Genomic DNA, 22354 nt, shown 5'->3' on the forward strand with positions numbered 1-22354 from the left:
TCTTTTTATTTATATCCATCAATATAGGTTTATAGATGAGATTCGATAGTGCTATAATGAAAGGTAGCATGTGAAAATGCTAAAATTTTCAAGAGTATTAAGAGAGAAAGAGGAGGAGAATCGATTGAGAAAGATATGGGGGATTCTTTTTCTTTGCTTAACATTCATGTTAGTCGGATGTGGTAAAGAAGAAAAACCACAAGAAGCATTTGATACATATGCAAAAGCATGGAATAAACAAAAATTTGCAGAAATGTATGATCAATTATCAGAAAAGGCAAAAAAAGATATTTCAAAGAAAGAGTTCACTGAGAAATATGAAAAAATTTATTCTGGCATTGAAGTGAAAAACTTAAAAGTAGAAGCAGGAGAAGTAAAAGAAGATAAAAAAGATGAAGGTCCTGTTCCTTTTAAAGTAAGCATGGATACTGTTGGTGGTAAAATCAATTTTGCCCATGAAGCAAAAATGGTGAAAGAAAAGGATGGAGATAAAGAATCTTGGAAAATAGATTGGACTCCTGATTTTATATTCCCAGGTATGACGAAAGATAGTAAAGTGCGTATGCAAACGACAGAGCCGAAGCGCGGAGAAATATATGACCGTAACGGTAAATATCTTGCGGTAAATGGTAAAGCTTCTGAAATCGGATTGATTCCTGAAAAATTAGGGGATACAGCTCCGCAAACGAAAGAAACGGTAGCGAAGTTACTAAATATGTCTGTCGAAGAAATTGATCAAAAACTAGCAGCTAAATGGGTAAAACCAAATTACCTTGTACCAATTGGAATATTGCCTGAAGGAGCAACACAAAATACGTACATAGATTTACCTGGTGTTGCAACAAAACCAGTAAATGTTCGCTCATATCCATTAGGAGAAGAAGCCGCACATCTTACTGGCTATATTGGAAAAGTGAATGCTGAAGATTTAAAAACGTTACAAAAGAAAGGTTATCAAGCAGATGATCCAGTAGGTAAAGCTGGTTTAGAGCAAGTACTGGAAGAAAAGCTACGCGGTAAAAAAGGTGGGCGTGTCTTCGTAGAAGATGCACAAGGAAAAGAAATTAAAAATTTAGCAAAAACAGATGCTGTTGATGGAGAAAATGTAACTTTAACGATTGACAGTGCAGTTCAAAGCGAAATTTATAATGAAATGAAAAATGAGGTAGGATCAAGTGCAGCAATTAATCCAAAGACTGGAGAAACACTTGCACTTGTGAGCACACCAGCTTATAACCCAAATACCCTTACAAGAGGGGCGTCAAAAGCGCAACGTGATGCGGTAAATAATGATCCGAAAAAACCGATGACGAATCGATTTACACAATTATCAGTTCCAGGTTCTGTATTTAAGCCTATTACAGCAGCAATTGGTCTTGAAACGAAAACGATTGATCCAAAAGAAGAGTTAAAAATTGAAGGATTGAAATGGACAAAAGATTCTTCTTGGGGTAATTATTATGTAACGCGTGTAAAAGATGCAAATCCGATTGATTTTGATAAGGCGATGAAATACTCGGATAATATTTATTTCGCACAAGAAGCTTTGAAGATCGGGAAAGACAAATTTATGAGTGAAGCGAAAAAATTCGGATTCGATGAGAAATTACCAATTGAATATGGATTCCCAGCTTCTAAAATCGCAAATGATAGTATTAAAAATGATATTCAAATGGCAGACACAGGTTATGGACAAGGACAAGTATTAATGACGCCACTCCATCTAGCATTAACGTACGCACCAATTGTTAATGATGGAAACATACCTTCTCCATATATTATTAAAACAGATAAGCAACCAAAAGTTTGGAAAGAGAATGTAATTTCAAAAGGCAATCAGGATATATTAAAAACTGCTATGACGAAAGTAATTAATGATCCAGATGGTACTGGGAAAATTGCTAAAATTGATGGCATGACTCTTGCTGGAAAAACAGGTACAGCGGAATTAAAAGTATCAAAAGAGGCTGAAGGAAAAGAACTAGGCTGGTTCGCTGCATTTGATTTAAATTCACCAGATATGGTTATTACTATGATGATTGAAGATGTAAAAGGTAGAGGCGGAAGTAATATTCCAGCTGAAAAAGTAAAACATGTATTTCAAAAATAATATGTAATAAAAGGTTAGCTCTATAATTTGTAGAGCTAGCCTTTTTCTATGAAAGAATTCTTAATATCTATATACTGAATTTTAAGGAAACAAAATAAATCATTAACTTACGAAAAAAAAGTAGCTATTTTTTATTGACATCGAATGAAACTTTTTGTATTATACTTACATAAGGTAAGTTATTTACTTTCAAATTATAAATCTCAAATTAAAGATAAAATGTAGAAAAGGGAGAGAATACAATGACAAAAGTACTATTTATTACAGCAAATCCAAATTCAGCAGAAGGTTCTTTCGGAATGGCAGTAGGGGAAGCATTCATCGAAGCTTATAAAAACGAACATCCACAAGATGAAGTTGTAACAATTGATTTATTCAATACTACAGTACCGGCAATCGATGCAGATGTATTCGCTGCTTGGGGTAAATTTGCAGCAGGTGAAGGATTTGAAGCTTTAACTGAAGCTCAACAACAAAAAGTTGCAGCAATGAACACAAACTTAGAAACATTTATGAATGCAGATCGTTATGTATTTGTAACTCCAATGTGGAACTTTAGCTACCCACCAGTAGTAAAAGCATACTTAGACAACGTAGCAATCGCAGGTAAAACATTCAAATATACTGAAAATGGTCCAGTTGGCTTATTAGAAGGTAAAAAAGCACTTCACATTCAAGCGACAGGTGGCGTATATTCTGAAGGAGCATACGCAGCTGTAGACTTCGGACGCAATCACTTAAAAACTGTATTAGGATTTGTCGGTGTAAATGATACTGAATATATTGCAGTTGAAGGTATGAATGCAAACCCTGAAAAAGCACAAGAAATTAAAGAAGCAGCAATTGCTAATGCTCGTGAATTAGCAAAACGTTTCTAATCTATCATACTTAAAAATGTCCAAACACTTGTTGTTTGGACATTTTTTCTTCTTTTTCCTTCGTTTGTCTAGTATAATGAAGGTCGGAATGATAATAGGTGGGGGTTCTGTATGATTCAAACGTTTTTTAAAATCTTTTATTTAATTTTAATCGTAATTGCGATTACACCGAGAATGTGGCGTCTTAAAAGACAAGTAAATACGATGTCGCCACAAGAAAAAGATAATGCTGTGTACAAAACGACAAATTGGTTTGGTAAGAAAATGGTACGTGTAGCTGGAGGAACAGTAGAAGTTAAAGGACTTGAAAATGTTCCGAAAGACAAGCCGGTACTAGTTGTAAGTAATCACCAGAGTAATATGGATATCCCTGTTTTACTAGGTTATTTAAATAAACCAATTGGCTTCGTTTCAAAGGCAGAGATTAAAAAGTTCCCAGTTGTACCAACTTGGATGGAACTTATGAATTGTGTATTTATGGATCGTAGCAATCGCCGCCAGTCACTTCAAGCGATTAAAGATGGGATTGAACTATTGAAGAATGGACATTCTATCGTAATTTTCCCTGAAGGAACGAGAAGTAAGGGTGGGGAAGTTGGAGAGTTTAAGGCTGGTAGTTTTCATCTTGCTGTAAAATCTGGTGTAGCAATCTTACCTGTAACATTAGATGGGACATATAAAATGTTTGAAGCAAATGGAAATCGTATGAAGCGAGCTCGTGCAACAGTAACAATTTCTAAGCCGATTACACCTGAAGAGTATGCGACTATGGATATTAAAGAGTTAACGAAGCATACACAGGATGTTATCGCATCACAATTACATAAGTAATAAAAAAGGTTTCAGCTTACATAAAGCTGAAACCTTTTTTATTATGCCGTAGGTAAGACGTAAAAGAGTACGCAGAAGAACATCATTGCGCTACCACCTAATACGAAAAGATGCCAAATGGCATGGTTGAAAGGTAACTTTTCCCAAAGGAAGAATATAGCTCCTACAGAATATAAAATTCCACCTGCTAAAAGTAGTGAAAAACCATGTCCAGTTAGATTTTCATAAAGCGGTTTAATAGCAACGATTATGAGCCATCCCATTATGATATAACATAGCGTCGATGCCTTAATAAAGCGACGTACAAAGAAAATTTTGAAGATGATACCCCCGATTGCAAGGGTCCATATAATTGCGAGTAACGTCCAACCTAATGGTCCACGAAGCGTAATAAGTAAAAAAGGAGTATATGTGCCAGCGATTAATAAATAAATGGCTGAGTGATCTAGTATAGTAAATAATTTTTCTACTTTTGGATGGTGAATGCTATGTAACAATGTCGAAAACAAGTACAGTAAGAACATGCTTACACCGTAAACCGTAAATGCAACAACAGCAGATGCGGTACCATGTTTAGAGGCATGAATAATCAATATGATTAAGGCAGGGATGCTTAAAATGGCACCGATACCATGTGTAATTGCATTTGCAATTTCTTCTTTCACAAATTGTGTCATTCGTGTCATTTTTTCAGTCATAATGGTAATCCTTTCTACTATTATAAAGTGAAACTTTAATCAGTGGGGGGGCATCCCCCCACTGATTTTCAGCTCTCACCAATCGGGCTTTTACGGGCAGCCCACCCCCACGTAACTTCTTTGCTTGCACTGAATTTTAAGGTGTGGTTCTTACTGCCCGTTAAAGCGGGATAAAATAATATGTCATTTCCCTTACCATATCATACACAAGAGCAATAGAAAATGAAATTTGTATAATTGATTATATTTTTGAATTTTTTTGACAAAAGGTAATGGTTTTGTTGACGTTTTCAAACTTTTTTGACAAAATAAAATTATGTAATAGTAGGACAAGGAATCTACTAATAAAGGGGATGGAGAAATGTTTTCAAATATTGGCTTTCCAGGATTAATTTTAATTTTAGTAGCTGTACTTATTTTATTTGGGCCGAAAAAATTGCCGGAAATCGGAAAGGCTTTAGGGGAAACGTTAAAAGAATTTAAAAAATCAACGAAAGAATTGACTGATGATGCATTTCAAGAGAAGGAAAAGAAAGAAAAAATGTAATGAATTTTCTTCGAAATGGATAAATAAAGTGTGGTGAACGAGATGGAAGATCGGGAAATGAGTGTAGTAGAACATATAGTTGAGCTTCGCAAACGAGTAATATATACCGTGTTATCCTTTGTACTATTTTTAATTGTTGGGTTTACTTTTACGAAGGATATTTATTTTTGGCTTGTAAAAGACTTACCAATGAAATTAACTGTTCTCGGTCCAAGTGATGTATTGTGGATTTTTTTCTCGATTGCTACAGTATTTGCTATCGTTTGTACAATTCCTTTTGCTGCTATACAAATTTGGTTATTTGTAAAACCGGGTTTACATGCAAATGAACAAAAGATGACGTTAATGTATATACCGGTATTGTCTATATTATTTATTGCAGGTTTATGCTTTGGATATTTTGTTGTAATGCCGTTTTTATTTCATTTTTTAACTACGATAGGTAATGAAATGTTTAATACGATGTTTACGACAGAAAAGTATTTTCATTTTGTTCTTAATTTAACAGTTCCATTTGCTGTAATTTTTGAATTGCCAGTAGTAGTAATGTTTTTAACGAGTATTGGACTATTGACGGCGGAATTTCTAATAAAAATAAGAAGGTATGCTTACGTAGCATTGATTATCATTGCATCGTGTATATCACCGCCAGATTTTTTATCACATAGTTTAGTTGCGGTACCGCTTATTTGTATTTATGAAATTAGTATCGCTTTATCAAAGATTGTGAGTAAGCGAAAAAAGAAAAGAGAAGAAGAAATTCAGTCGAAAAGTGCCTCGTTATAAAGGCACTTTTTTTATTTATTTGTTATACTCTAGTTATAAACGTATACAATATAGAGAAGAAAAAAATTATAGAATCTCCAAAATTTAGACAAACTTTGCGCTTTTATAAGTTTATACTGAATATATTAAGCAATATACGGATAACGAGTCCTTATCTTATTAGGAATTTAGGGTGGGGGATGGATTAGGTGAAGATGAATAGAGTATAAATCTTCTAACCAAAAGGACTACAGAGATTGTCTAAGGATACTTTTGTATTCATGGGAGTCGCCACTTTAAACAACGTGTTACAGCGTAAAGTAGAAGAAGTTCAAAAATCCAATGAAAAAGAGGATTGATATTGTGATTACGAAAAGTTTTTATTTCACTCATTCAACAGGGGAGTGTATTAAAATATTTGAAATCCCTGTCCTACAAGCGCAGCATCCATTATCGTTTCTAATACAGTCTCGTCTTCAATTATTTATTGCAAAAATTCAAAAACAAAAACACCCAAGATTTTCGTATTCTTTCCGTGAATATTTACAAAATTGTTTGAAGTGGAATGATTATTTAAATGTATATAAAACAAATACTCTTGAAAAAAATGCATGATATAGAGTGGGGACAGGGTTAAGAGCTCTGTCTTTTTCATTTTAGATATAAAAATATAATTAATTTAATGAAATTTCGTTTCAAATTGTTGAAAGCAATGGGAATACTAGTATAATAACAAGGAGAGCGTATTGGAAAGGGAAGAATATAATATGCAAAAAATTAAAATTGTAACAGATTCAACGGCAGATTTATCACAAGAGGTAATTGAGAAGTATGACATCCATGTTCTACCATTATCAATCTCTGTAAATGGACAAACATATTTAGATCGCGTTGATCTACAACCAGATGAATTTATTGAAGAAATGATTAAATCAGAGGAACTACCAAAAACATCACAACCAGCAATGGGTACATTTGTAGAAATGTATGACAAGTTAGGGGAAGATGGAAGTGAAGTACTTTCCATTCATATGACAAGTGGAATGAGTGGTACTGTGGCAACTGCAAATAGTGCTGCATCAATGACCGACACAAAAGTAACAGTTGTTGATTCGCAATTTATTACACATGCTTTAGCATATCAAGTAGTTGAAGCTGCGAAAATGGCAAATGAAGGACGCTCACTAGAAGAAATTTTAAAACGTGTAGATGAAGTAAGGAAGAATACTCGATTATATGTAGTAGTAGATACATTAGAAAACTTAGTGAAGGGTGGGCGTATCGGTAAAGGAAAAGCGTTTATCGGTTCGCTACTTAATATAAAGCCAATTGCTAGCCTTGAAGATGGTGTTTATAACCCTGTAACGAAAGTGCGTAGCCAAGGTCAAATTGTAAAAACGTTAGCTAAGTTATTTGAGGAAGATACAGCTGGAAAAGTTGTAAAAGCTGTGGCAATTCCGCATGCGAAAGCAATTCCTTTAGCTGAAAATGTAAAAGCGGCTGTTGAAAAAGTAAGTGGATTTGCTAAATCAGAAATTTTCTTTACAACGCCTATTATTAGTACTCATACAGGTCCGGGTGCAATCGGATTTATGTATTTAGCAGAGTAATAAAAAAGCTACTTGAAATTTATTTCAAGTAGCTTTTTTATGTGAATAGAAAGTAAGAAATAAGAAGGGCTATACAGGCACTACCGCTAATGATATAGCGAGTCTGTAAATATTCATTCATAAAAAACACCCTTTATGATTTTCTATATTATATGTTGAATATAGAAAATCAGTAGTTACGTTACACATGTAATGTTTCAATTTTTTCATTCACTTTCTTATAATGTGTTTCACTATTATAAATGAAAGTTTGACCTAAAAAGAGTACATGCAGTTGTTCCCACGGTAACATACGTAAATTCCAATTATTTCGAAGCCTTGTTATTGCCTCGCGAGGTGTTTCATCAGCGAGTGCAAAAGCTCCGTAATGCATTGGTATAAAGTGTGTAGCATTTAAATCTAAATAAGCTTGCACTGCTTCTTCAGGTGAAACGTGAGATATTTTCATAAACCATTCTGGTTCATAAGCTCCAATTGGCATAAGGGCAACATCAATTGAAAAGCGTTTGCCAATTTCTTTGAAACCTTGGAAATAGCCACTGTCTCCACAAAAATAAATGGTTTCTTCCATATTGTCATTTTTAATAATCCATCCACCCCAGTGAGATGTGTTCATATCAAATAATGATCTTCTCGTCCAGTGCTGAGCAGGTACGAAGTGAAAGGAAACATCATCAATAGTCGTACTTTCCCACCATTTATACTCTTCTACATTATTGAATTTTTTACGAGTAAATAATTTTTTTAGCCCAATGGGTACTAAGTATAATACGTCATCATTAAGTTGGCGAAGTGTTGAAAAATCTAAATGATCATAATGACCATGTGAAATGAGGACAATATCAATTTTAGGTAGTTCTTGTATAGAAAGACCAGGTTCAGTAAGTCTTGAGACTAGCTTCAATTTATTGGCCCATACTGGATCCGTTAGTATATTAAGTCCATTCGTTTGGATAAGAAAAGTAGAATGCCCAATCCATGTGACAGTCGTTTTTTCAATATTACTTTGCAAAAATGCACTTTGTTTAACGGGTGATTGTTCTACTAAGAAAGAAAAATCTTTTTTGTTTTGCTTTCGTTCTTTACGCCAGCGTATAAAAGAGCGAATTGATTTTTTTGTACTCACATTATCCATATTTTCATAGCGCTTTGCCATGAACATCACCTCATTTAAAATCGTTGTAATTGTATTGTACCGAAATGTTGTTAAGGAATACAGTGTATAACATGGATGAATGTTTAAATAATTGTAAAAAAACAGGAAGGTGCATTTACAAAAATAACAATAGAATTAGTTTTGCGACGATTATTTAGAGAAATAATAGTAAAAAAATTATTTTGTCTAGTAATTCGCTTGAAATAAAGAAGTAACATACGTAAATTCGTACGATTTCGTGAACAAATGTAGTAAACAATTTTCTCGTAGTGTTAACTTTTGTTATGATAAACATAACCTATTTAAATTTAGGATAGAGAAAAGAGGTTTATAAATGAAGCGTTATCAAAAAGTAATTGGTCTTATGGTTGTATTTTGTCTCTTTGTACTTGCTGGATGTAGTGGATCAGGTTCAAAGCTTCGTAAACCATTGAATTGGGATTTAGAAACTTTCCAATTTACAAATCAAGATGGAAAGCCATTTGGTACAAAAGATTTAAAAGGGAAAGTTTGGGTTGCAGATTTTATGTTCACAAACTGTCAAACAGTTTGTCCGCCAATGACTGCTAATATGGCGAAATTGCAGAAAATGGCAAAGGAAGAGAAATTAGATGTTCAGTTTGTATCATTTAGCGTAGATCCTGACCTTGATAAGCCAGAAAACTTGAAAGCTTTTATTCAAAAGTTTACAGAAGATACTAGTAACTGGAACCTGTTAACAGGTTATTCGTTAGAAGATATTACAAAGTTTGCAAAAGATAATTTCCAAACACTTGTAGATAAACCTGAGAATGGTCAAGTTATGCATGGTACATCATTTTATTTAATTGATCAAAACGGAAAAGTAATGAAAAAGTATAATGGTATTAGTAATACGCCGTATGAGGACATTATACGTGATATGAAGCGATTAGCAGAATAAAAAGAAGGGTGCAGATTAAAGCACCCTTCTTTTTTTACATTAGTCTATGGATAAAATATCATGTTGCTGTGGAAGTTTTGGAGCCCGAATTTCTAACACGCCATTTTGATACGAAGCTTTTGCTGCTTTTTTATTAATGGAGTACGGTAATTTAATTAATCTGGATGCTTCTGAAATAGAACGTTCTCGGCGATAATAGTTATGGGATGTTTGCTCTTCTTCTTCCAGTATCTCTTCTTTTACAGAGACTTTTAAGTATTCATTTTGTATTTCAATTTGAATTTGTTCTTTTTGTATACCTGGTAGTTCAGCTGTAACAACGAGTTCTTCACCAACTTCATATAAATCTACAGGGAATGTTAATAAACGATTTCCTTTTTGGAAAAAATGATTTAAATCAGCAATTACATTGCGAAGTGGTGTTTGCTCGAAGAAATCATCAATTTGCTTTAAATAATTGCGAACCGGTGGGCGAGAAGAGTCTTTTTTTTCTTCACTCATGGTATTCCCTCCTAGAAATCAATTTGCAATATCATATGACAAAAGCGGAGAAAGGTGATTGCCTAATTTTCATGTTTTCATAAAAAATTGTTAAAAATGTGAAATGGAGTGATTTTTTTATAGTTTTTGGTCGCCATATTCAGTTGATTATGCTAGTATAAATAGGGTTGATATAGTAGTATAGAGACAGAATGAAAACTGAAAGAGGGTAAGAAGTATGTGTGGTTTTGTAGGATGTTTATGTGAAAACCCTAGAGAGTTTTCAGAAACAGAAAAACATCAATTTGAAAATATGAACACGATGATTTTCCACCGTGGTCCAGATGACGAAGGATATTTTCGTGATGAGCATGTACAATTTGGCTTCCGCCGTTTAAGTATCATTGACTTAGAGGCAGGACATCAGCCGCTAACTTATGAAAATGATCGATATGTAATTATTTTTAATGGTGAAATTTACAACTATGTAGAATTACGTGAAATGTTACTTGAAAAAGGTGCAACGTTTGCAACGCAATCTGATACAGAAGTTATCATTGCATTGTATGCACATATGAAAGAAAAATGTGTAGACTACCTTCGTGGTATGTTTGCATTTATGATTTGGGATCGTGAAGAAAAGAAACTTTTCGGTGCACGTGACCACTTCGGTATTAAACCTTTATACATCGCACAACAAGGTGATACTACATTCTTCGCATCTGAGAAGAAAAGTATTATGCATGTGATGGAAGATAAAGGCGTTAACCCAACGTCTCTACAACATTACTTTACGTACCAATATGGTCCAGAGCCAGAAACATTAACAATTGATGTTAATAAAATCGAACCTGGTCATTATTTCGTAAAAGAAATCGGTAAAGAGATGGAAATCCATCGCTACTGGAAACCTTATTTCAATGCTTCAAGTGCAACGAAAGAGGAGCATATCCAAGCAATTCGTGATGTGTTATATGATTCAGTAAAAGTGCATATGCGCAGTGATGTACCAGTAGGTTCATTCTTATCTGGTGGTATCGATTCATCTATCATCGCTTCTATCGCAAGAGAAATGAATCCAAATCTTTTAACATTCTCTGTTGGTTTTGAGCAACGTGGTTTCAGTGAAGTTGATGTTGCGAAAGAAACTGCTGAGAAATTAGGTGTTAAAAACCATAACGTATTCATTTCAGCGAAAGAGTTTATGGATGAGTTCCCAAAAATCATTTGGCATATGGATGATCCTTTAGCAGATCCAGCAGCTGTACCGTTGTACTTCGTTGCAAAAGAAGCACGTAAGCATGTAACAGTTGTTCTTTCAGGCGAAGGTGCAGACGAGCTATTTGGTGGTTATAACATTTATCGTGAGCCAAACTCACTGAAAATGTTCTCTTACATTCCTAGCCCAGGTAAGAGCGTTCTAAAAGCACTAAGTGGTGCTCTTAAAGAAGGCTTTAAAGGAAAGAGCTTCCTAGAGCGTGGATGTACGCCAATTGAAGAGCGTTACTATGGAAACGCGAAAATCTTCCGTGAAGAAGAGAAAGCTGAATTAATGAAGTATTACAATGAAAGTGTTAACTATATGGATATCACGAAACCATTGTATAACGAAATTAAAGATTATGATGATGTAAGCAAAATGCAATACATTGACATGTTCACTTGGTTACGCGGTGACATTTTATTAAAAGCTGATAAAATGACAATGGCGAACTCATTAGAACTTCGCGTACCGTTCTTAGATAAAGAAGTATTCGATGTTGCATCTAAAATTCCAACTGAATTTAAGATTGCTAACGGAACTACGAAAGCTATTTTACGTGAAGCAGCACGCGGAATCGTTCCAGATCACGTATTAGATCGTAAAAAACTTGGATTCCCAGTACCAATTCGTCACTGGTTAAAAGACGAAATGCATGATTGGGCTATCAATATTATAAACGAGAGTAAAACAGAGCATTTAATCGACAAACAGTATGTATTAAACTTACTGGAAGCACATTGTGCAGATAAAGGCGATTATAGCCGTAAAATTTGGACTGTACTTGCGTTTATGGTATGGCATCAAATTTATGTTGAGCATAAATACGATACGAATAAGTTCCACGAAGAAACGAAACGTGCGTATAGCTTAGTTTAATTAGAAAAACCTTAAGATCGCATATGGTCTTAAGGTTTTTTTCATAAATAGGACGTATTATTGATACAATAATAGTAAAAGGATGGACAACATATGATTACGTTTGAAAAAGTAACTGTAGAAAATGAAAGCGTTGTTAAAGAAATGTTTTACTCACATAGTTTAAGTGAGAAACAGGTACAGTATTGTGTGAAAGTCGATGATACATATATTGGTGTAATAGATTATCGTGTTCAAGGGGAGACTGCGGTTTTATCTCAGTTAATTATTCACTCTGATTATCAAAGTTACGGTTATGGGACAAATACGTATTTTACATTTGAAATGATGATGAAAGAAAGAAATGTGAAAGAGATAAAGGTATTACAAACGGAATTAACAGAACAAGCGAAATCTTTCATAGAGAGCTTTGGATTTAATGGGGAAGACGGAATATATGTGAAGAAAATATAACGATGAGTAGTTATGCGGGATAAATATAAGGCAGGTGGGTGTATGACGATGACTTCTGGTCTTGTATTAATTGGAGGATGTTTTTTAGTAGCGGAGCTAAGCCATATGCTTATTCGAAAAAGAATGAATAAGAAGAGAAAGCCATATGAATTACAATATGCCCCAGTGTTTTTCCTTTTGTTTTGTATGCTACTTACATTACAAAACATAACGAACTTTCCACCGCTGTTAAATATTTTTTTGAAGTTTGGTTTGCTGTATAGTACCACTGGAATAGCCTTTTTATTTCTTTTATTTTGCATACGTTATATTCACTATCAATCGTATATATTTATTTTAAATTGGTTAAAACAAAATGATAGAAACCGCCTTACATAAGGCGGTTTTTTAATTTGTAATTGTAATGGCTTTGTATATAAAACTCAAAATTCCATTGAAATTTATAAAAATGATTAGAGGATTTAACATATTATCTGTTTTTAGTATGTGGTACTATATATTCTTAATCTGTAACGTAAGTGGGTGTATAAATTGGAAATGTTAATCAACTAGTTTGTCTCGCTTTAATCGGCAGTAAGACCCACACCTCAAAATTCAACGAAAGCAAAGAAGTTAGATGGGGATTGGGCTGCCCATAAAAGTCCGATTGGTTAGGGCTGATTAAAGTTTCACTTTATATGAAGTGCTAAAAAATAGCAGAATTAAATTTTAGGGAGGTATCGTGTTTGTATGTTTAATATTGATATGTTATTTCTTGAATGGATGATCAGTCTGGAGGGAAGTGTACTTACAGCATTTTTTAAACTTGTATCTATTATTGCAAATGAAACATTATATTTAATTGTTATTTCAATTTCGTATTGGTGCGTTTCTAAAAGAAAAGCATTTCATATGATTGTTATGCTTTGTTTCTCTGGATATATAGGGATAGTGATAAAAGAATTTATGAAAATTCCGCGACCGTATACATACGATGGAATTCAATCTTTATATGAAAAATCAGCTGCAAGTTATTCTTTCCCAAGTACACACGTGCAGTTAGCAACAACGTTTTGGGGTTCATTTATGATTTTATGTAAAAAGAGAATCATTTGGATGATTGGTATTGTTTTTATTATATTAGTTTCTATTTCTCGTCTATATTTACGTGTACATTGGCTCAGTGATATAATAGGTGCCGTTTTATTTAGTGTCATAGTTGTTTATTTATATACGAAGGTAACAATGGGATTAAGTGATAGGAAATTTATATTGTTACAACGAATTATATTGGCTGTTTCACTCATTATGTATGTTATGACAAGCCAAGTAGATAATCTTAAATTACTAGGAGTTTTGACAGGTTCTACGATTGGTATCATGTTAGAGAATCATTTTATTAATATGAATGAAAGTAATGATTTTAAAATGCAAGTGGTAAAAACAGTATTGGGTCTTAGTATTTTGTTAGTGGTACAGCTCCTATTAAAAAAAGTCATACCTGATATGTATTATTTACGTTATGTATTGACTGGATTTACAATTACTTTCTTATGTCCATTTATGTTTCACATGTTACGAATAAAAAATGTGAGTAGCAAATAAATATAAAAATAGTTTGAATAAAAATGAGGTCTAAATTATATATATTGAAAAAGTTTTCTGATATATCTATTGACAATGTATGAGATATACATTAATCTTTAAGATGTAAATGATAATCAATTTCAACTAGGAGGACTTATGACACGCACTAAAAATATGCTTATATTTTGCATTATGCTACTAACAATCATAATCGCAGGGTGTAGTAAAGAAGAGAAGAAAGAAAATGATACATCAGCTAAAGCGAAAGATTCGTATACGATAAAAGATGCAATGGGCGAAACGACAGTAAATGGTACGCCAAAAAGAGTTGTGGTTTTAACAAATGAGGGCGCTGAGGCACTTTTATCTGTTGGAGTAACGCCGGTTGGAACGACGAAACCACGAGCTGGTGATGAATGGTATCCTCATTTAGCGAAAGAGTTAAAAAATACGAAAGTAGTAGGAACTGAGCGTGACATTAATTTAGAAGCAGTAATGAAGCTTCAGCCGGATTTAATTATCGGAAATAAAATGCGTCACGAAAAAATATACGAACAATTAAAAGAAATCGCGCCAACAGTATATGCTGAAACATTACGCGGTGATTGGAAAGAAAACTTTACACTTTATACGAAAGCTGTAAATAAAGAAAGAGAAGGGCAAAATGCTCTTAATGATTATAAAAAGCGTATTGCAGGAATAAAAGAAAAATTAGGTGATAAAGTTAACTCTAAAGTTTCTATTATTCGTTTCGTCCCTGGTGACGTTCGTATTTATCAAAAAAATTCATTCTCAGGTGTTGTATTAAATGATATTGGATTTAAACGACCACCATTACAAGATAAAGATGAATTTGCAATTAAAGGAATTACAAAAGAGCAAATTCCAAATATGGACGGGGATTATTTATTCTATTTCACATCTGATAAAGACGCGGATAAGAATAATGAAGGAAATACATTAGCAAAAGAATGGACAGAAGATCCACTCTTTAAACAACTGCAGGCTTCTAAAGAGAATAAAGTATTCCAAGTAGATGAAGTGATTTGGAATACAGCAGGTGGTATTGTAGCTGCAAATCTTATGTTAGATGATATTGAAAAATATTTTCTGAAGTAAATAAAAATTGCATCACTTTAAATAGGTGATGCAATTTTTATTTTGTTAAAATACAGAAAATTCCTTCTTTTGATCGTGCATAAGTTGTACAATTAAAACAATCATGAAATAAAGGAGTGGGAATAAATGAAAGCTACTCATAAAGATTGGATTTTATTTAACGGAAGAATTGTAAATACGAAGGAAGAACAGCCGATGATTCCATTAGAGGAGAGAGGCTTTCAATTTGGTGATGGTATATACGAGGTATTCAGACTATATGATGGGAAGCCACATTTATTAGATTTACATTTAGAACGATTCTTTCATTCTATGGAAGAAATAAAATTAATTCCACCGTTTACTAAGGAAGAGTTAATGGAAGAGTTATATCAAATGATTGAAAAAAATAAATTTCAAGAAGATGGGAATGTATATTTGCAAATATCAAGAGGGGTTCAAGCACGTAATCATGTATATGAGTCAAATATGCAACCAACATATTTTGCAAACATTGTTTCTTTTCCACGACCAATTGCTTCTATGGAACGAGGAATAAAAGTTACTGTAGAAGAGGATATACGCTGGAAGTTCTGTCATATAAAATCCTTAAACCTGCTACCTAATATTATGATTAAAAATAAAATAAACGAACAAGGCTATCAAGAAGCGATATTAGTACGAGATGGAATTGTAACGGAAGGGTGTCATTCAAATTTCTTTATGGTGAAAAATAATAAATTGATTACACATCCGGCTGACAATTTCATTCTACACGGCATTACACGTCACTATGTTATTACATTAGCGAAAGAGTTACATATTGAAGTAGAAGAAAGAGAATTTCCACTTCAAGAAGTGTATGAGGCCGATGAATGCTTCTTCACAGCGACGCCACTTGAAATATTCCCAGTCGTTCAAATTGGTGACGAGCAGTTCGGGAACGGCGAAAGAGGACCAATTACAAAGAAACTCCAAGTTGCATATGAAGAAAGTATTCGTTTGTTTAAAGTTACGAACTAATATTGAAGAAAAAAGCTGGTATTACTCCAGCTTTTTTTCATGATATAATTCAAGGATAGGACAAGATTTGAAAACGCTGTAAAAAGGGGATTTAATGTATGAATTATGAAGATTTTAAAGAAGTAATTCACGGTAGACGAAGTGTTAGAAAGTTCACAGAACAAGAAGTATCCACTAGTGATATAAAAGAAATTATTGATTGTGCTCGTTATGCACCGAGTGATACGAACTCACAAACTTGGGAGTTCTTGGTCATTATGAACCGAGAGAAAATTAAAGAAATTGAACAAATGACATGGGATGCATTACATAAACTTGCGGCAAAAGCGGCAGAAACCGGAGAAGAGAAAGCAGGGAAATTACTTACACGTTCTTTTGGACCATATGCAACAGCTTTCTCGGAGGCACCAGTATTAATCGTATGTTTGGCAACGCCATATGAATCAAAGTTTCGTGAAAAGATATTTGATCCGATTGCTTTTGTTCCAGATTCAGTTTGGGAAGAAGAAGGAATTAAGAGCAGCTGTTTAGCGGCACAAAACTTAATGTTAGCTGCACATGCGAAGGGGCTTGGTACATGCCCAATGACAGGACCGGTATTGTTAGCTCAAGATGAACTACGACAATATTTACAAATTGAGCCTGAAAAGCAAATAAATATGGTTATATCACTCGGTTTTCCGAAAGATAAGCCGAAGAAACTTCCAAGAAAAGAAGTAGATGAGATTACAACATTTGTTTTTTAAAGCTCAAAATAAAAGGACATTGAATAAACAATGTCTTTTTATTTTGGATAGGTATGTAATTAATCTGTTAGGCTAAAATGATAGATAAGAGGGAATTACTATTTATTTCATAAAAAAAATTAATGTTCTATTAGGGAAAGTATGATACATTAATCGTGAGCAAGATTCTATTTGTTCATGAAAGTGTTGGAAATAGTCTTAAAATTTAAAAGTTATTTTTGTATAATAAATTATAATGAAATGACAGGGGGGATGAATTTTGAAAAAATTCATAATCACTGGATTGTCTGTATTGTTATTAGCCGGTTGCGGCGCTCCACAAGAAAAAGAAGGTGCGCAATCAAAGCAGGAAGAAAGAGTTGTAAACGCAAGTAATGAGAATATAGTAGTATTTCCTGAAGGAGCAGTGCCAGTCGGAGAAGGAAAAGTAAAAGTTATTACACCAGACGGTACTTCTGAGAATGGTAATATACCAGCTGTATTCATTAAAAAGGATACTTTAATTCAACACGTTGAATTAGAGCTCTCTAATTTTCAAAATGATAAAGAAACATTCGTATTTGTAGATCGAGTGTTTGCAGATAAATATCAAGTAACTAGTACAACACAGACAACAGTACAATTAAAAGAAAAGACGCTTGAAACAGGTAGTCATACGATTACGGCAGTTCAGTATGAAAACAATGATCCGAAAGGAAAGGTTATTAGTTTTAATCAAGCAACATTCGAAACAAAACCAGCGTCATAAGAAGAATAAAAAGTACATTACTCAAAAAGTAGTGTACTTTTTATTTATACTAGAGGTTGTAATAGTGAATCACTTGTTTCGTTTTCTAATATGATTAAATTAGGAAGAGACCACTTGTTACTACTATGACAGAAAAAGCGGTTGAAGAGGTGAACTGGTGTATTTGTATCTTCTTGATTAATATGATGATGTCAGTAATTTGGTTTATGATGCAAGTTACGTTCCATTATCAAATTTATGACTTATCGATAGGGTCTATTTGTTTTACCATTGTTTAGCTATTATATGATAAACTCGGAATAAGGTAAGTTTCAGAAGAAAAATGTAGGTATTTCATTTGAAATGTCGAATAGTACATACGATGTCGTAATAACAAATTTTCTATTGTTTACTGTGAAACAGGAGAAGGAGAGATAGTAATGAAACGAGCTCTTATAAATATTGATTATACATATGATTTTGTAGCGGAAAAAGGTGCTTTAACTTGCGGAAAACCCGGTCAAGAAATTGAGAAAGAACTTGTACATATAACGAAGCGATATATCGAAAATGGAGATTACGTTGTCTTTGCTATTGATAAACATGAAGAGAATGATGTATATCATCCTGAATCAAAATTATTCCCGCCTCATAACATAACGGGTACAAATGGAAGAGATTTGTTTGGTGAATTACAAGATGTGTACGAAACATATAAAAATGCAGAGAATGTATATTACATGGATAAAACGCGATATAGTGCATTTGCAGGAACAGACTTAGAGATGAAGTTAAGAGAAAGAGGAATTGAAGAGGTTCACCTTGTAGGGGTATGTACTGATATTTGTGTTCTTCATACAGCAGTAGATGCTTATAATAAAGGGTTTAAAATTGTAGTTTATGAAAAGGCGGTTGCATCTTTTAATGCGCAAGGGCATGAATTTGCACTTGGGCATTTTAAATCTTGTTTAAACGCAGAAGTGAAGTAAAAAAAGAGGCCTTTAAAAAAGGTCTCTTTTTACGTTTAAATTGAGACGAGGTTTTGCTCAATTAATTTTTTTATAAATGGGCTAATATTTTCTGGTAGCTTATCAAAATCAAAAAATTGGACACTTAATGATTCGATCCCATCAGCTTTTAGCAAGCCGCCTTTAATGTCTTTGCAAAGATATGCGATTGTTATAGGATAAAACTCATCCCCGTTTGGTAATTTTACAAAAAATTCTTTTCCAGAAAATACGCTTATTAACTGTAAGGTTCCTATTTCAATCCCTGTTTCTTCGAACACTTCTCGTCTCCCAGCTTCTTCTGTTGATTCACCAAGTTCAACGAATCCACCAGGAACACCCCAAATACCATTTCGCCTTTGTTGAAGTAATATTTGTCCTTGTTCATTGAAAACAGCTACAGCAACTCCTGCTAGATTGAGTGGTCTTGATCCGACAACTTTTCTAAGTTCTTCAATATACCCCATTGTATGTAACCTCCGTAAGAAAAAATAAGAGCAAATATACTATTCGTTGTTATGTGAATATTTTCCTCTTTATAAGAGGGAGAGAAGTCATATAACTTATTTGTTTTATTTGGTAAAATATACATCAAAAAAGGTCAAACAAAATCTTTGACCTTTTTTGACCAAATGTTATAATAAAGGCAGAAAGAGATAATCTTTCATTCATAAATAATAAGGAGGAAAAAATATGCGTAATTTATTTCCAGAGATAACAAAACGTCAAAATGGTATTTTTGATTTTGGGCCTTCTTTATTAGAAGGGATGACAGATGCTTTCTTTAAACCGATGAACATGGATACTTTTAAAGTAGATGTTCATGAACAGTCTGATAAATATACAGTAAAAGCAGATTTACCGGGTTTTCAAAAAGAAAACATTCAAGTTGAATTTGAACAAGATGTATTAACGATTCAAGCAACTAATCATAATGAAGTAGAAGAAAAAAATGAGAATGGCATATATATTCGTAAAGAACGTTCTATAGGTTCTGTAACTCGACGCTTTAATTTTCAACGAGTTGAGGAAGAAAATGTTAAAGCAAATTATAAAGATGGCGTACTGACAATTGAATTGCCAAAATTGAAAGAAGAAAAAAACAGTAAAACAACAATTAATATCGAATAAAAGAGCTGATAAATTCAGCTCTTTTTTTATCTAGTTAATGAATAAATTAGTTGAAATCGTAATGAGTAGAATAAAGTTTTAACGCTTAAAAAATTTCACGATTAGCTCCCTTTAGGTTATTAAAAAGGGTATATTTAAAGGGAAAGGAAAAGAACATCTAGACATACTGTTTAAAGTGAATTAGTAATAAAGTCAAAATACATAGTAAGGGTAGCGACGTTTTAGAGAAGATAATAGATTTTCCTAGAATAAACTGAGACGATTATGAATTTTTTAATTAGTAAGGAAGTGGTTAGATGAGTTTATTAACGTATACTGAAGAATTTTTTAATTATGTAAGAGAGTTTTTACTTTTAAGATTTTTACTATTTGCTTTCGTCCTAATCATTATTTCATTTGTCATAAACCGCATTATTGATTGGTTTTTTAGGAAATCAAGCTTTTTTGATGAAGAGGTAGAGCAAACGATTCAAAGTGTGATTCGATCTATTTTTAGATATATCATTATCATTAGTCTAATCATATATTTAATTAGCCAATTTGTAGATATAAAAAGTATCATTGCAGGTGCAGGGATAGCGGGGGTTGTTATCGGTTTTGCTGCACAACAGATGCTGAAAGATGTTATATTAGGCTTTGCGAGATTAGCGGACAAAGAGTTTCGTGTTGGCGATTTTGTTACTTTTAACGGAACAAACTCAGGAACGATTGAGGAAATTAGTATTCGTTTTATGCAAATTCGTGAATGGTCAGGAAAACTCCTTACCATACCACACGGAGAGATTAGAACGATACAAAATTTTAATAAAGGCTGGATGCGCGTAATTGAACGAATTACGGTAAGTTATCAGGAAGATCCGACAAGAGTTAAGGAATTGTTAGAGGAAGTTTGTGTGAATTGTAATGAAAAGTTGGCCCCAAGTCTTTATAAAGTAGAGGATGAAGCTGTTGAACCTTTTAAATATGTAGGTGTTACAGATTTAAACCCGAATCTGAAATACGTTGGATATGAATTTTGTATTACAGGTTTAATAAAGCCAGAAGATTATTTTGAAACTTCTAGACAAGTAAGATTTGAATTAATGTCTATGTTCCATAAGAATCAAGTGCAAATGCCAGCAGCAAATATGCTTGTTACTACTGAAAGTTTACAGCATAGACAAGGTGGACAATCTTTATCGGACAGCTAAAGTAGAATAGTTTGGTAACGGAAGTGCTGCTTTCGACATTGGATAGAAAAATAATAATAAAATGATTGATATAAAAAAGAGCTGAAGGAATTCAGTTCTTTTTAATTTGTAGAATTTAGAAATTTCTTAATGTTATAATGATAGATGGTGATGAAAATGAACTTTGAAGAAAAAGAGATGCATCGTTTAGAGGCATTAAAAGAAATTGCTGAATTATTAAATGAAGCAACAAATTTACAAGACATGTTAGAAAAAGTGTTACATACTTTGTTACAAGTTATGAATTTACAAACAGGCTGGATCTTTTTTATTGATGAAAGTGGAAAACACCGTATGCTTGTAGATCAAAACTTACCGCCAGCTCTTACGTGGCAAGAGAAGAAGCCGATGTGTGAAGGAGATTGCTGGTGTGTAGAGCGTTTTGTAAATGGCAGATTGGAAAAAGCGACAAATATTATTGAATGTAAGCGAATAGAGGATGCGATTGAGTGTAATTGGGGAGATACTGAAGATGTTACGCACCATGCGACAATTCCATTAAGGTCCGGGTCGGAGAAGTTTGGTCTCTTAAATGTGGCCGCGCCTCAAAAAACACATTTTTCAGAGGAAGAATTAGCATTATTAGAATCAATTGCATTTCAAATAGGGACGACAATCCAACGTATTCAGCTAGTGGAAAAAGAACGTAAATATGTAGTAGTAGCTGAACGAAATCGACTTGCACGTGATTTACACGATTCAGTAAAACAATTGTTATTTTCTATCATGTTAACCGCAAAAGGTACTCTAAATATGACGCAAGATAGAGACTTGCAAGAGATGTTGAGCTATATTGGAGAATTATCACAGGAAGCATTACAAGAGATGACACTTTTGATTTGGCAATTAAGACCGGAAGGATTAGAGAAAGGGTTAGCTGAAGCAATTAAAAATTACGGAAAGTTGTTAGGGATTCACGTGGAAGTTCGAATTGATGGAATGGTTTCAATTGGTGATGAAATAGAAGAAGTTTTATGGCGTATTAGTCAAGAAGCGATACATAATTGTAAAAAACATGCTTCATGTGAAAAGGTACATGTTCTTTTAAAAATAGAAGATAACCAGTTGTATTTTTACATAGAGGATAACGGAATAGGATTTATACAAGAGCAAGTAAGAGAGTCAGCACTCGGTTTAAAAAGTATGAAGGAACGTATTCAGTTAATGAGGGGATCATTTCAAATAAAAACGGAGCTGAAAAAGGGTACGAAAATTGAAATTCAATTGCCAGTTTGAA

24 protein-coding genes are annotated in these 22354 nt (G+C 33.4%); 20 read left to right on the forward strand and 4 right to left on the reverse strand.

Annotation, left to right across the window (positions count from 1 at the left end; all coding sequences use genetic code 11):
* Positions 1 to 124 precede the first annotated feature (124 nt).
* The 3 genes from pbpC (at position 125) to PQF83_RS05560 (ending at position 3819) form a co-directional block, all read left to right on the forward strand.
* On the forward strand, positions 125 to 2110 hold the full coding sequence (pbpC, locus tag PQF83_RS05550) for a penicillin-binding protein 3 (RefSeq protein ID WP_001227220.1): 1986 nt from the start codon (positions 125 to 127) through the stop codon (positions 2108 to 2110).
* Positions 2111 to 2352: 242 nt separating this feature from the next.
* Entirely contained in the window at positions 2353 to 2988 is a 636-nt protein-coding gene (locus PQF83_RS05555; RefSeq protein ID WP_000170021.1) for an FMN-dependent NADH-azoreductase, read from the forward strand.
* Between the two features lie 111 nt (positions 2989 to 3099).
* A complete protein-coding gene (locus tag PQF83_RS05560) occupies positions 3100 to 3819 on the forward strand; it encodes a lysophospholipid acyltransferase family protein (protein WP_000616591.1) in 720 nt (239 codons plus the stop codon).
* A 41-nt stretch (positions 3820 to 3860) separates the two neighbouring features.
* Here the strand turns inward: PQF83_RS05560 and trhA are convergent, their stop codons facing one another.
* Entirely contained in the window at positions 3861 to 4517 is a 657-nt protein-coding gene (gene trhA / locus PQF83_RS05565; protein ID WP_000136894.1) for a PAQR family membrane homeostasis protein TrhA, read from the reverse strand.
* A gap of 361 nt (positions 4518 to 4878) precedes the next feature.
* Here trhA and PQF83_RS05570 point away from each other — a divergent pair, with 361 nt between their 5' ends.
* The 4 genes from PQF83_RS05570 to PQF83_RS05585 all read left to right on the forward strand — a co-directional run bounded on the left by PQF83_RS05570 (position 4879) and on the right by PQF83_RS05585 (position 7439).
* Complete coding sequence (locus PQF83_RS05570; RefSeq protein WP_000492443.1) at positions 4879 to 5064, forward strand: twin-arginine translocase TatA/TatE family subunit; 186 nt, start codon at positions 4879 to 4881, stop codon at positions 5062 to 5064.
* A 42-nt stretch (positions 5065 to 5106) separates the two neighbouring features.
* Complete coding sequence (gene tatC, locus PQF83_RS05575) at positions 5107 to 5850, forward strand: twin-arginine translocase subunit TatC (protein ID WP_000390137.1); 744 nt, start codon at positions 5107 to 5109, stop codon at positions 5848 to 5850.
* A gap of 342 nt (positions 5851 to 6192) precedes the next feature.
* The gene (locus PQF83_RS05580) at positions 6193 to 6444 is read left to right on the forward strand and encodes a DUF2535 family protein (protein WP_000629015.1); all 252 of its coding nucleotides are present in this window, start codon (positions 6193 to 6195) and stop codon (positions 6442 to 6444) included.
* A gap of 152 nt (positions 6445 to 6596) precedes the next feature.
* Entirely contained in the window at positions 6597 to 7439 is an 843-nt protein-coding gene (locus PQF83_RS05585; protein WP_025991670.1) for a DegV family protein, read from the forward strand.
* Positions 7440 to 7620: 181 nt separating this feature from the next.
* Here PQF83_RS05585 and PQF83_RS05590 read toward each other — a convergent pair whose 3' ends face one another.
* Positions 7621 to 8595 carry an MBL fold metallo-hydrolase gene (locus tag PQF83_RS05590; RefSeq protein WP_001129618.1) on the reverse strand — a complete coding sequence of 325 codons (975 nt, stop codon included), beginning with the start codon at positions 8593 to 8595 and terminating at the stop codon, positions 7621 to 7623.
* A 334-nt stretch (positions 8596 to 8929) separates the two neighbouring features.
* Between PQF83_RS05590 and PQF83_RS05595 the strand changes: the two genes are divergently transcribed.
* Positions 8930 to 9517 carry an SCO family protein gene (locus PQF83_RS05595; protein ID WP_000833352.1) on the forward strand — a complete coding sequence of 196 codons (588 nt, stop codon included), beginning with the start codon at positions 8930 to 8932 and terminating at the stop codon, positions 9515 to 9517.
* A gap of 39 nt (positions 9518 to 9556) precedes the next feature.
* Here the strand turns inward: PQF83_RS05595 and PQF83_RS05600 are convergent, their stop codons facing one another.
* A complete protein-coding gene (locus PQF83_RS05600) occupies positions 9557 to 10018 on the reverse strand; it encodes an Hsp20/alpha crystallin family protein (protein ID WP_001288082.1) in 462 nt (153 codons plus the stop codon).
* 217 nt (positions 10019 to 10235) lie between these two features.
* Here PQF83_RS05600 and asnB point away from each other — a divergent pair, with 217 nt between their 5' ends.
* The 9 genes from asnB to PQF83_RS05645 all read left to right on the forward strand — a co-directional run bounded on the left by asnB (position 10236) and on the right by PQF83_RS05645 (position 18739).
* Positions 10236 to 12137 carry an asparagine synthase (glutamine-hydrolyzing) gene (asnB, locus tag PQF83_RS05605; RefSeq protein ID WP_000333816.1) on the forward strand — a complete coding sequence of 634 codons (1902 nt, stop codon included), beginning with the start codon at positions 10236 to 10238 and terminating at the stop codon, positions 12135 to 12137.
* A gap of 93 nt (positions 12138 to 12230) precedes the next feature.
* Positions 12231 to 12590 (forward strand): GNAT family N-acetyltransferase, encoded by a 360-nt coding sequence (locus PQF83_RS05610; RefSeq protein WP_000627528.1) that lies wholly within the window; start codon positions 12231 to 12233, stop codon positions 12588 to 12590.
* Between the two features lie 48 nt (positions 12591 to 12638).
* Positions 12639 to 12968 (forward strand): hypothetical protein, encoded by a 330-nt coding sequence (locus PQF83_RS05615; protein WP_000200475.1) that lies wholly within the window; start codon positions 12639 to 12641, stop codon positions 12966 to 12968.
* 351 nt (positions 12969 to 13319) lie between these two features.
* Positions 13320 to 14174, forward strand: a complete 855-nt coding sequence (locus PQF83_RS05620) for a phosphatase PAP2 family protein (protein WP_000481801.1) — start codon at positions 13320 to 13322, stop codon at positions 14172 to 14174.
* A gap of 138 nt (positions 14175 to 14312) precedes the next feature.
* On the forward strand, positions 14313 to 15275 hold the full coding sequence (locus PQF83_RS05625; RefSeq protein ID WP_272792288.1) for an ABC transporter substrate-binding protein: 963 nt from the start codon (positions 14313 to 14315) through the stop codon (positions 15273 to 15275).
* 126 nt (positions 15276 to 15401) lie between these two features.
* Positions 15402 to 16277, forward strand: a complete 876-nt coding sequence (gene dat, locus PQF83_RS05630) for a D-amino-acid transaminase (protein WP_000648363.1) — start codon at positions 15402 to 15404, stop codon at positions 16275 to 16277.
* 98 nt (positions 16278 to 16375) lie between these two features.
* The gene (locus tag PQF83_RS05635; RefSeq protein WP_001105307.1) at positions 16376 to 17023 is read left to right on the forward strand and encodes a nitroreductase family protein; all 648 of its coding nucleotides are present in this window, start codon (positions 16376 to 16378) and stop codon (positions 17021 to 17023) included.
* A gap of 259 nt (positions 17024 to 17282) precedes the next feature.
* Entirely contained in the window at positions 17283 to 17771 is a 489-nt protein-coding gene (locus PQF83_RS05640) for a hypothetical protein (RefSeq protein WP_000713485.1), read from the forward strand.
* Positions 17772 to 18190: 419 nt separating this feature from the next.
* Entirely contained in the window at positions 18191 to 18739 is a 549-nt protein-coding gene (locus PQF83_RS05645) for a cysteine hydrolase family protein (RefSeq protein ID WP_000816786.1), read from the forward strand.
* A 35-nt stretch (positions 18740 to 18774) separates the two neighbouring features.
* Here PQF83_RS05645 and PQF83_RS05650 read toward each other — a convergent pair whose 3' ends face one another.
* Positions 18775 to 19224, reverse strand: coding sequence for an NUDIX hydrolase (locus PQF83_RS05650; protein ID WP_000540517.1), 450 nt, complete (start codon positions 19222 to 19224; stop codon positions 18775 to 18777).
* A gap of 226 nt (positions 19225 to 19450) precedes the next feature.
* On the opposite strand from PQF83_RS05650, the gene PQF83_RS05655 reads away from it, so the two are divergent.
* From PQF83_RS05655 to PQF83_RS05665, 3 genes are all read left to right on the forward strand, one after another.
* Positions 19451 to 19888, forward strand: coding sequence for an Hsp20/alpha crystallin family protein (locus PQF83_RS05655; protein ID WP_001245061.1), 438 nt, complete (start codon positions 19451 to 19453; stop codon positions 19886 to 19888).
* Between the two features lie 296 nt (positions 19889 to 20184).
* A complete protein-coding gene (locus tag PQF83_RS05660) occupies positions 20185 to 21078 on the forward strand; it encodes a mechanosensitive ion channel family protein (protein ID WP_000055418.1) in 894 nt (297 codons plus the stop codon).
* A gap of 177 nt (positions 21079 to 21255) precedes the next feature.
* Positions 21256 to 22353 (forward strand): sensor histidine kinase, encoded by a 1098-nt coding sequence (locus PQF83_RS05665; protein WP_130777026.1) that lies wholly within the window; start codon positions 21256 to 21258, stop codon positions 22351 to 22353.
* Position 22354 lies beyond the last annotated feature (1 nt).

The organism is Bacillus sp. FF-1 (assembly GCF_028548245.1).
Taxonomy (GTDB): domain Bacteria; phylum Bacillota; class Bacilli; order Bacillales; family Bacillaceae_G; genus Bacillus_A; species Bacillus_A paranthracis.

What these genes read in the sequence shown, in the direction of transcription:
- PQF83_RS05590 (WP_001129618.1), bottom strand. Translation starts at nt 8,595, where the DNA reads ATGGCAAAGCGCTATGAAAATATGGATAATGTGAGTACAAAAAAATCA.
- PQF83_RS05665 (WP_130777026.1), top strand. Translation starts at nt 21,256, where the DNA reads ATGCATCGTTTAGAGGCATTAAAAGAAATTGCTGAATTATTAAATGAA.
- dat (WP_000648363.1), top strand. Translation starts at nt 15,402, where the DNA reads ATGAAAGCTACTCATAAAGATTGGATTTTATTTAACGGAAGAATTGTA.
- PQF83_RS05620 (WP_000481801.1), top strand. Translation starts at nt 13,320, where the DNA reads ATGTTTAATATTGATATGTTATTTCTTGAATGGATGATCAGTCTGGAG.
- asnB (WP_000333816.1), top strand. Translation starts at nt 10,236, where the DNA reads ATGTGTGGTTTTGTAGGATGTTTATGTGAAAACCCTAGAGAGTTTTCA.
- PQF83_RS05600 (WP_001288082.1), bottom strand. Translation starts at nt 10,018, where the DNA reads ATGAGTGAAGAAAAAAAAGACTCTTCTCGCCCACCGGTTCGCAATTAT.
- PQF83_RS05635 (WP_001105307.1), top strand. Translation starts at nt 16,376, where the DNA reads ATGAATTATGAAGATTTTAAAGAAGTAATTCACGGTAGACGAAGTGTT.
- trhA (WP_000136894.1), bottom strand. Translation starts at nt 4,517, where the DNA reads ATGACTGAAAAAATGACACGAATGACACAATTTGTGAAAGAAGAAATT.
- PQF83_RS05615 (WP_000200475.1), top strand. Translation starts at nt 12,639, where the DNA reads ATGACTTCTGGTCTTGTATTAATTGGAGGATGTTTTTTAGTAGCGGAG.
- tatC (WP_000390137.1), top strand. Translation starts at nt 5,107, where the DNA reads ATGGAAGATCGGGAAATGAGTGTAGTAGAACATATAGTTGAGCTTCGC.
- PQF83_RS05555 (WP_000170021.1), top strand. Translation starts at nt 2,353, where the DNA reads ATGACAAAAGTACTATTTATTACAGCAAATCCAAATTCAGCAGAAGGT.
- PQF83_RS05560 (WP_000616591.1), top strand. Translation starts at nt 3,100, where the DNA reads ATGATTCAAACGTTTTTTAAAATCTTTTATTTAATTTTAATCGTAATT.
- PQF83_RS05650 (WP_000540517.1), bottom strand. Translation starts at nt 19,224, where the DNA reads ATGGGGTATATTGAAGAACTTAGAAAAGTTGTCGGATCAAGACCACTC.
- PQF83_RS05645 (WP_000816786.1), top strand. Translation starts at nt 18,191, where the DNA reads ATGAAACGAGCTCTTATAAATATTGATTATACATATGATTTTGTAGCG.
- PQF83_RS05655 (WP_001245061.1), top strand. Translation starts at nt 19,451, where the DNA reads ATGCGTAATTTATTTCCAGAGATAACAAAACGTCAAAATGGTATTTTT.
- PQF83_RS05595 (WP_000833352.1), top strand. Translation starts at nt 8,930, where the DNA reads ATGAAGCGTTATCAAAAAGTAATTGGTCTTATGGTTGTATTTTGTCTC.
- PQF83_RS05625 (WP_272792288.1), top strand. Translation starts at nt 14,313, where the DNA reads ATGACACGCACTAAAAATATGCTTATATTTTGCATTATGCTACTAACA.
- PQF83_RS05610 (WP_000627528.1), top strand. Translation starts at nt 12,231, where the DNA reads ATGATTACGTTTGAAAAAGTAACTGTAGAAAATGAAAGCGTTGTTAAA.
- PQF83_RS05585 (WP_025991670.1), top strand. Translation starts at nt 6,597, where the DNA reads ATGCAAAAAATTAAAATTGTAACAGATTCAACGGCAGATTTATCACAA.
- PQF83_RS05660 (WP_000055418.1), top strand. Translation starts at nt 20,185, where the DNA reads ATGAGTTTATTAACGTATACTGAAGAATTTTTTAATTATGTAAGAGAG.
- PQF83_RS05570 (WP_000492443.1), top strand. Translation starts at nt 4,879, where the DNA reads ATGTTTTCAAATATTGGCTTTCCAGGATTAATTTTAATTTTAGTAGCT.